This window comes from Campylobacter sp. US25a (assembly GCF_004379075.1).
Lineage (GTDB): Bacteria > Campylobacterota > Campylobacteria > Campylobacterales > Campylobacteraceae > Campylobacter_D > Campylobacter_D jejuni.
The window spans coordinates 1-8,657 of record NZ_RYYM01000021.1; the positions used below are offsets into that span (position 1 = coordinate 1).

At 24.9% G+C, this 8,657-nt stretch carries 5 protein-coding genes and 1 pseudogene; 5 read left to right on the forward strand and 1 reads right to left on the reverse strand.

Going from position 1 to position 8,657, the window contains the following annotated elements; translation table 11 throughout:
• Positions 1-106: 106 nt before the first annotated feature.
• The 5 genes from ELQ12_RS10435 to ELQ12_RS09030 all read left to right on the forward strand — a co-directional run bounded on the left by ELQ12_RS10435 (position 107) and on the right by ELQ12_RS09030 (position 8,159).
• Positions 107-937 carry a hypothetical protein gene (locus tag ELQ12_RS10435; RefSeq protein WP_243834146.1) on the forward strand — a complete coding sequence of 277 codons (831 nt, stop codon included), beginning with the start codon at positions 107-109 and terminating at the stop codon, positions 935-937.
• Between the two features lie 428 nt (positions 938-1,365).
• The gene (locus ELQ12_RS10440; protein ID WP_208379394.1) at positions 1,366-2,559 is read left to right on the forward strand and encodes a hypothetical protein; all 1,194 of its coding nucleotides are present in this window, start codon (positions 1,366-1,368) and stop codon (positions 2,557-2,559) included.
• Entirely contained in the window at positions 2,552-3,406 is an 855-nt protein-coding gene (locus tag ELQ12_RS09020; RefSeq protein WP_070243607.1) for a hypothetical protein, read from the forward strand. The genes ELQ12_RS10440 and ELQ12_RS09020 overlap by 8 nt, the downstream gene beginning before the upstream one ends.
• A complete protein-coding gene (locus ELQ12_RS10760) occupies positions 3,399-7,283 on the forward strand; it encodes a hypothetical protein (RefSeq protein ID WP_243834147.1) in 3,885 nt (1,294 codons plus the stop codon). Before ELQ12_RS09020 ends, ELQ12_RS10760 begins: the two co-directional genes overlap by 8 nt.
• A gap of 12 nt (positions 7,284-7,295) precedes the next feature.
• The gene (locus ELQ12_RS09030) at positions 7,296-8,159 is read left to right on the forward strand and encodes a hypothetical protein (RefSeq protein WP_044261321.1); all 864 of its coding nucleotides are present in this window, start codon (positions 7,296-7,298) and stop codon (positions 8,157-8,159) included.
• 162 nt (positions 8,160-8,321) lie between these two features.
• Here the strand turns inward: ELQ12_RS09030 and ELQ12_RS10870 are convergent.
• Positions 8,322-8,529: pseudogene (locus tag ELQ12_RS10870) on the reverse strand (tyrosine-type recombinase/integrase); the annotation flags it as partial.
• Positions 8,530-8,657 lie beyond the last annotated feature (128 nt).

Sequence of the window (8,657 nt, forward strand, 5' to 3'; positions counted from 1 at the left end):
CCTGATTGTGTTATCATTAAAGCAGGTGGAGTTGAAGTAACTATAGACTCTAATGGACTTGTGGTTAGAGGTGGAGAACTTAAAGCAGAGTAATAAAGGATAAACAATGAATAAACCCTTCTACAAACTTAAAAAATTTTATATACCTTGTATTATATTTATCATAATACTTGCTGTGCTTGCAAGATTACTTTATTCTCCTTTATATACGATTTATTGGGAAACAAATCATCGCTTTGAAAAAGAACAAGAATTTAGAAATTTTGAAAAAATAACTTTAAACCCAAGTCCTAAAGACATGATTAAAATTATAGATGACCATCAACCTAAACTAGAAGATTTTAAAGATTTAAATGAAAAAATGCAAAAGGCTATTTTTGATTTTAAGGTAGCTAAATTATTTGGATTTGAAGATAAATATTACCAAGCTTCTCTTCAAAATTACGCTAATACATTTTACTTTTTAGTTGGTGGTGAACAAATTTTTTTTCGCTATCTTAATTTCATAAGTGATTTAAACTCAAATGAAAAACAAAAATATCTAAACTTAAGAGCATCAACTAGAGATTTAAAAAGACAAATTTTTGAAGAAGAATTTAAATTTATAAAACATTACGAAGAATTTTATGATTACTTAGAGGGTGTAGGTTATTTGGATAAGGGAACAGAATATAAAAATGCAGCAATTTATTTAAAAATATCAATTCCGAGCTCTTTTTTACTTCGCAATAATCAATTGTGCTCTTTTGAAAATAGAAACTTAATGTTTAATCAAATAAAGAGAAATTATACTATATTTATTAACTTAGATCCAGATGGCTCAAAACTTTTTGACAAAACATTAAAAGAAAATTTGAGAAATTATCGTAAAGATATATCACCTTTTCTAGAAGATACAATAAATAAAATTCAAAAGGCTTTAGATGAATGTAAATGAAAACAATACCACTATTAATATTAAAGAAAATATAAAAGAAGCTTTAAGAAAAAGGCAAGAAATTGTAGAAAATGGTAAAGGGATAAGATAAATGTCGCTTTATAAAGAATGTGAAGTTTGTAAAGGAAAAATCAATAAATTGCAAAATATTTGGAATATATTCTCAGGCAAATTAGAAATAAAATGTAAAAATTGCAAAAGTAAATATGGAGTTTCTAGTAAAGTTATAGATTGGGTGTATAGTATTTTTTGTGAAAACTTATTACTCTTTCCACCAATTGTATTTTTAAATTTCATATATTTAGGTAGATATTTTTCAAAATATGGATTATTTGAAATGATATGTTATTTATCAATAATCATTCTTTTTAGTAGAAAACTAATAAATATTATTTTACTTCTTCTTTGCAAATTAAAAAGGCTAGAAAATGACAAATAAAGGATTAATGGAACATCTTAAGGATATTAAAGATGGTATTGTAGATTGTTATATAGGACTTTATGATTTTGGAGATTTTTTAGCTAGAATTTCAGGTTTTAGAGATTGGCAAGAAAAAAGTGTTATTTTAGATGATTTTCATAAAAGGCAGACACTAGAAGAATTAGACTTTTTAAAAGATATTATTAAAAATGAAACTTCTAGAAATATTATACTAGAATATTTAATAAAAGATGTCAATGAAAGGCCTTTGTATTATTTAGCACCATCAGGAATTTTTACAACAATTAAAAAAATAACCAAAACAAAAAAACTATTCATAATAAACATAACTTCTCTAGGAGGAAAAGCAACATCCACCGCCCACTCTCTCTACCCCTACTACAAAAACATACAAAATTCCTTTACTCCTTTATGTTCTATAGATAATAAAAATAGTAATTTGTTAAAAGAATTTAATTTTGATAGTTTTTCTTGTAATTTTTATAATAATAATATTTTCAATCAAAGTCTTAAGCATTTAAATAATATACAAAATGAAAAAGAATATATCAATGAGTATAAAATATTTTTAGAAAATCTTAATTATTTTAGTCAAGAATATAATAATTATAAGCTTGTATCTATACAAGCAATCAATAATTTAAAAATAGCCTATATACAAAAACTATCTTTAGAAAATATCAACAACATCAACATCGATTCAAAACCCTATCTATTAAAAGCTTTATATTTTTGTGAAGATTATGTTTTATATGATAAAGATAAGCAAGCTTTATTTGATGAAAACACAATAAAAGAATTAGAATTTAACTCTAGTTTTTATACTATCTTTATCTCTCATAAAAACAAACTAAATGATACTTATTTACAAGCAAGAAAAGAACTTTATAAAAGTATTGATGAATTTAAAAAACTTGGTTTTGAAGATTTAGAAAATGCTTATCAAACTTATATTAATTCTTTGATTGTAAATAAAGAAATAAATAGTAAAGATGAAACAATAAATAAAAATAAAAACAAAGAAATAAATAAAAATTTAAATCAAGATGAAAATTCAAATCAAGAAAACAATACAAAACAAAGCAATACCATTATAAATGATATAAAAGAAGATTTTAAGATTGTATCTAATAATGCTATAATAAATAATACTAACTTTAAAGGTAAAAAAATTGCTTAAAATATCAAAAAAAATTTCTATTATAGTTTTTATTGTATTAGTTTTTATTGCAGTTGTTAGTAGTGTTTATGAGTTTATCCATGAAGCTCTAAAGTTTAAAGAAGATAATGAAAGCAAAGCAAGAGAAAATCTTAGTGCTTTAATCAAATGGAGTGAAAACGAAGGTAAGGAAGAATTAGAATATGCTAAGAATTTAAGCAAAGAAAACTATAATCAAGAAAAAGTTACACAAATGATTATTAAAAATCTTAAGATGATACAAGCTAGTATTGAAGATATAAGAACTTTAACTATTTATTCATTCCTAGATGAAGATGAGGAACTTTCAAGAAAAGCTAGTCGAATTGTTTTAAATTTAAATAACGATATTATATCCTATCTTTTATACAATGAAAGAAATATCACAAATCATAAAACTTATTTTTTATTTGACAAGGAAAGATTTGATGCACTTGAAGATTTTTTATTTTTTCTAAATACTCGTTTAGAAGAGGATTTTTTGCAAAATAAAATCAAAAGTCATGATTTTTCACATATTGTTTATTATACATCTTCTTTAATTGGAAACAACTGGGGATTTTCCCATATTTATATTGGAGATCTTTCTAAAAAATTCACATGTAAATTTGATAATTCTAAAACTGCAATAATTTTAAATACAATGAGAAAACTAAATAAAATTACAGATAATGTTACAAGAAGAATTCGTAAAGATTTTTTTTTAGATAATCAAGCTAAAGAGAAGCTAAAAGAAAATATTAATAAAATTTTAGAAAACTTCAACAAGAAGACATTGACAAATCTTAATACCCTACAATCTAAACTAAAAGAATGTACAAATGAATGAGATAGAACTTAACACTCAAAATAAAACCTTAAACGAAACAGAAAAAGAATTGCAAATTCTTTTAAAAGATGCAGGTGTAGATGAAATAGGAGAAAAACTACTTAAAGAAGTGGAAGATGTAAATAAAACAGAAAATTTTATGCATCAAAATGAAATTCAAGACAAGAAAGAAACAATCGGCTATTTAAACAACATGTTAGATACAGCAAAACAATTTAAAAAAGACCTCGAACCCTACCTACTCCCTTTTAAAATCATCATAAAAAGAGCAGATAATACCCTTAGTGGAATTGATGCTTTAATAGAATATCAAAAAACAAAAGATGGTTTAAAAGTTTCTGTAAAAATTGGTTCTGAAATTATTGCTTCGCAAATTTTTAAAATAGGAATACCGATAATAAGCACAGCAGCTATTACAACTTATAGTGCGATAGCAATTACAAGCACCTTATTAGCTGTTTTAGCAGCCATTAGTATTGTTGGCACTGGTATGATAATTCTTTGGTGGATTAATTCTAAAATAGAAGATTGGTTAAAAGATAGTGGTATTTCTTTTATTGATTTTATAAGAGAGTATGAAACTCATTTAAGTTCTGAAGAAAAATATTATTATAATTTAGCACATTGTCATCAAACACAAATTAAAAATATGCAAAGAATTCAGTTGTATTATAATGGCAAAATTTTAGAAGATTTAAAGCATTATTATTATCCTTTTTATGACTTTAAAAAAGCTCCTATACTTGATGGTAAAGATATTGTTAAAAGAATCAATGAGTTGCAAAATAATTACAAAATATTAAGTCCAAAAGATACAATAGATAATATCCATATCAACTCAGAATTTTATCTATTAAAAGCTTTGTATTTTTGTGAAAGCTTTACGAGTCTTAATCAAAACAATCAAGCTTTATTAAGCATACCATATATAGAAGAAAAATTTCCTTACAATTCTAGCTTTTATATTATATTCTTGCTACACAAAGATAAAATCACAGATACTTACTTAAATGCAAGAAAAGAACTTTATAAGAACATTATGAGCTTTAATCAAATTCAAAATAAGAATATATTAGAACAAAACCAAGAGGATTTTCAAGAATACAAACCAACATCTCATTCTAAAAACCTAAACCATTTCATCTTAGAAAATAAAGACAAAAATAAAAGAATTATCTTTTTAAATAATGCTTCATCGATGTCAAATTTAATCCATATTTATGATAATCATTGTGATGTATTTATTAAAAATGATTCTTTGCTTGACATTAAAAGAATAGAAAAAGAATATAATATTAAATTTAAAGAATTTAATACAAGAGTGTTTTTTTACGAAAAACTTCTTTTAGGTGCAAAAGAAAATAATGAGTTTTTATTTGAAGAAAAAGAAGAAAATTTGCTTTATCATTTTAAATACGATAAAGAGGATTTAAATTCTCTAGGGGATTTGAATATAAAATATAACAATCATAATGCAAGGATTAAAAATTATTCTTTACTAGAAGAAAGTTTAAATATCAAATTAAAACCTAAAGAATTTAAAAAAGCAATTGCCTACAACAATGCAAGTTTTAATAAACTTTCAAAAGAACCCTTAAATGAATCCTCATCCAGTGCTAAAGAACCTTGCTTTATCACTTTATATTTAAAAGATGAACACAATAAACCCATTGCTAATGCTAAAATCATTATCAAAGGTTTTAAACATGATGAAGCTTTAAGAGTAGTTAATCTAAAAAGACGCAGTGATGAAAAGGGTAAAATAAGATTTGATAAAGAAAAGTATTTTAGTGATTGTTATAGCTTTAAAGTAAAGCTTGATGAAAGTGAAGCTTATTTTCCTACTCCTCTACAAAATGCTAAAAGAATATTTAATAATTATACCCATCACAAAGTTGGACTTATGCTTAAATTTAAAGCTAAAGATCATTTAGTTTATGATGGATTTAATCTCTATCATTATAAAGGAAATGAATTGATTAATTCTTACATGGCAAGAAGTGGCACTGCTAAGGCAGACAATCAAAAAAGAAGTAAAAAGCAAATTGCACATTATTTTTACCAAGATGAAAAAGATAAAAGCAAAAGTGGAAAGGCTTATTTTTACTATGATGATGAAAGCATTCAAGATAGATTTGGCACTTTACCTGAAGGGGAGTATTATTTAAAGATTAATGAAATAGCTAAAGATACTAAGCCTAACTTTTTAAAAGATTATCCCTTTGAAATAGGAAAAACTTGGGGAAAATGTTGTGTAAGATTATATACCAATAAAGAATGTTCTAAAACTTTTAAAGAAGTAAAAATAAAAGAAAGTAATGAAAAAGAAAACAAAACAAGCAAAAAAGATAAAAAAGAGCAAAGCATAATAAAAGATAATCTATATCTTTATAGCATCAATGAAAAGGGAGAGTTTGGCAGTAGTGGTAGCATAGGTATGGCACAAGCACAGTTATTAGAGGATTTAAGTAAGCAAGCTAAGTTTATACAAGATGAGAAGGAAGGAATTGTTTCTTTAAGAGTAGAGTATCCTAAGCAAGAGAAATCTAAAGTAAATTTCATAAAAGAAATAGAATGGGAACTCGATGAAGATGAAGATGTGGTAAGTGCTGAAAAAAGTGTAAGGATTATTATCGATGAAAAGGCAAATTTTGCACCAGGGACTTATGTAGAATGCGAAGTTGATGGTTTAGAAGATGATGTAAATATCGTTTGGGCTTTAGCTCAAATTCAAAATGAAGCAAGACTTCAAAGAATTTTAGAAGGTAAAGAGCATTTAGAATTTAAAGATATAAAGTTTTTAAAAGACGAAAGTAAATATTTTCATGAATGCTGGGAAATGGATGATGAGGAAAAAGATGAAGAATTTGAAAAAATAGGCTTTAGTTTACCTCTAACAAGGGCTAATGAAGAAGAATTTGATAAATATTATGCTTTAGTTTTTGCTTATGAAGATAAAAATAAATTTAAAAGACTTCCTAATTTAAATGATGCTTATAAAATCATAGATATGAGTTTTAAAGTTGGCTCTGGTAGAGATGATAGGGTGAAAGAATTATTTACAAGAGAGGAGCTAAAAGCCCTTAATGTATATAATCTTAACCGACAAAAATCAATCGATAGTGTTGAAGAGGTAAATTGGTTTTTAAGGGCAAATTTAAAAAATCAAGAAAAAAGAGACTTTTTTACCTATCTCAGAACCTATCCTCAATTTGCCGGAAAAATCGCTTATATATACTATAGATTTGATTTAATCAATAAGGAATTTTTAACAAGTATATCAGAAAAAGATAAAGGAAATTATCTTCAAGATAGAGATGGCAAATATATTAGCACCATAATTAATAAAATTTTACCTTTAGAGTATAAGAATGGTAAAAGTTTTAAACAATTCCACACAGAGCTTTTAAATAACAAAAACAGAGATCTTAAAGAATGTAAAGATTTTCTAAAAGCTTTAACTCAAACTCTTTGTAAAGAATTTAATTTACCTTTAGAAAATGTAGTCTTTTATAGCCAAAAGCCTAGCGGATCTTTATCATTTGGAGCTTATGAAGAAAATAAGGTCAGATTAAATCAATACATTTTAAAAGCTTATTTTAAAGAATTTGCAAAAACGGTTTTTCACGAATGTAGGCATTTTTATATAGAAAAATATTATAATCACAATATGGATGCTCTAGGCAGATATGTTTTTTATTCTGAAAAAGCTTATATCAATGAGAAAATTATTTTTGATAAATTTAGTAGAATTTGCGATCCTAGTGAGAATTATTTAGTAGGTTGCAATATAGGTGCTATACAAGATGCCTATGAAATTCAGCCCAATGAAAGAGATCCAAGATATGTAGAAACCCTCATAGGTAGAAGTTTATAATCAAGGAAAATAATGAAAACTATAAAAATACCGCTTAAAGATTATATCTCCAATATAAGAGAAGATAAAACTATTTACTTGGGCTTGCAAAGTGATATGAGTATAAAAGGACTTGATGAAGAATTCTTAAAAAAAGAATATAATCTTAAGAGAAATTTCAAATTTGAAACAAGCATTTATTTAGGTAAAATTATAATCAAAGAAAAAAATATCATTTTTAAAGCTTTTAATATTGGTGAGAATTGCTTTGAAGGACTTAAAGAACTTTTCTTCAAAAATAACCCCTATAAAATTATAGATAATTTAGAATTAAAAAAATATTTCTTAAAACTTTATAAAGATAATATTGAATTTTTAACTTCTTATATTAATGAAATTAATCAAGTTCATGGTATTAAACTTTACTATATCGAAAATAAAAATTTAAATAAATTTGAACTAATTTCAATGCTAGATGAAATGGTGCAAAAAAATGACTATGAAGTAGTAGATTTTAGCGATGATTTATTTTATTCTTATCTTGTATGGAGTTTGAGAAAATTTATCATTGCTTATGATATAGGTTTATATCAAGATAAAAATAATTTATTTTTTAATTTAGCTACCTACAAAATACATGGAAATCATTCTTTTTATGTAGAAGCAAATAATCATTTAAATTTTAATCTTATTGAATTATTTTTCTCAAATATCTCTCCTTTGGAATATGCTGTGGGTTATTTACAAAAAGAAGAGATAATATATAATGGGGCTTTAGAATATTCTTTAGGAGCTCTTCAAAAAACTTTAAATACTACAACCCAATTTCATAATAAATTTTATTTTAAACTGAAAGAAAGACCCTTTGAATATGCGCAATATTTTAAACAAAAATAGACTTAGTTGAAATAATTAAATTTTACTCACTTTAATACAATCAACCAGGATGAAAAATCGGCGTGAAGACTAACTTATTTTAGAAAATTTATTAGAAAAGATGAGCAATAAAAAGTAAAAGAAATATATTTTATAGGATTTTTGACATAAAAATAATTATAATCAGCTTTTGTGTATAGTTGTTGTATTTAGATTTGCATGCTTTAATTTTTTTGTATGACTGCAAGGTTTGTTCCTTTGGCGGTTAATTTCATAGCTAAAGTATGCTTTAGTCCTTTCTTGACTATTGAAGCTTTGGCATAAATATTATTTACAATCATAAAAGCATTACTTTTCTATTTAAATGCTTCCCTGTCCTAGTTTACATCATTATACTTGAAACACTCAAACCCGTCATCAATTTCTGCTTTTTTATAAATACTATAATAAGCCTTATATTTATGATTGTTATGTTTGGTTATCTTATGGAAATTTTGCGAACACTCAACACAAAAGAAA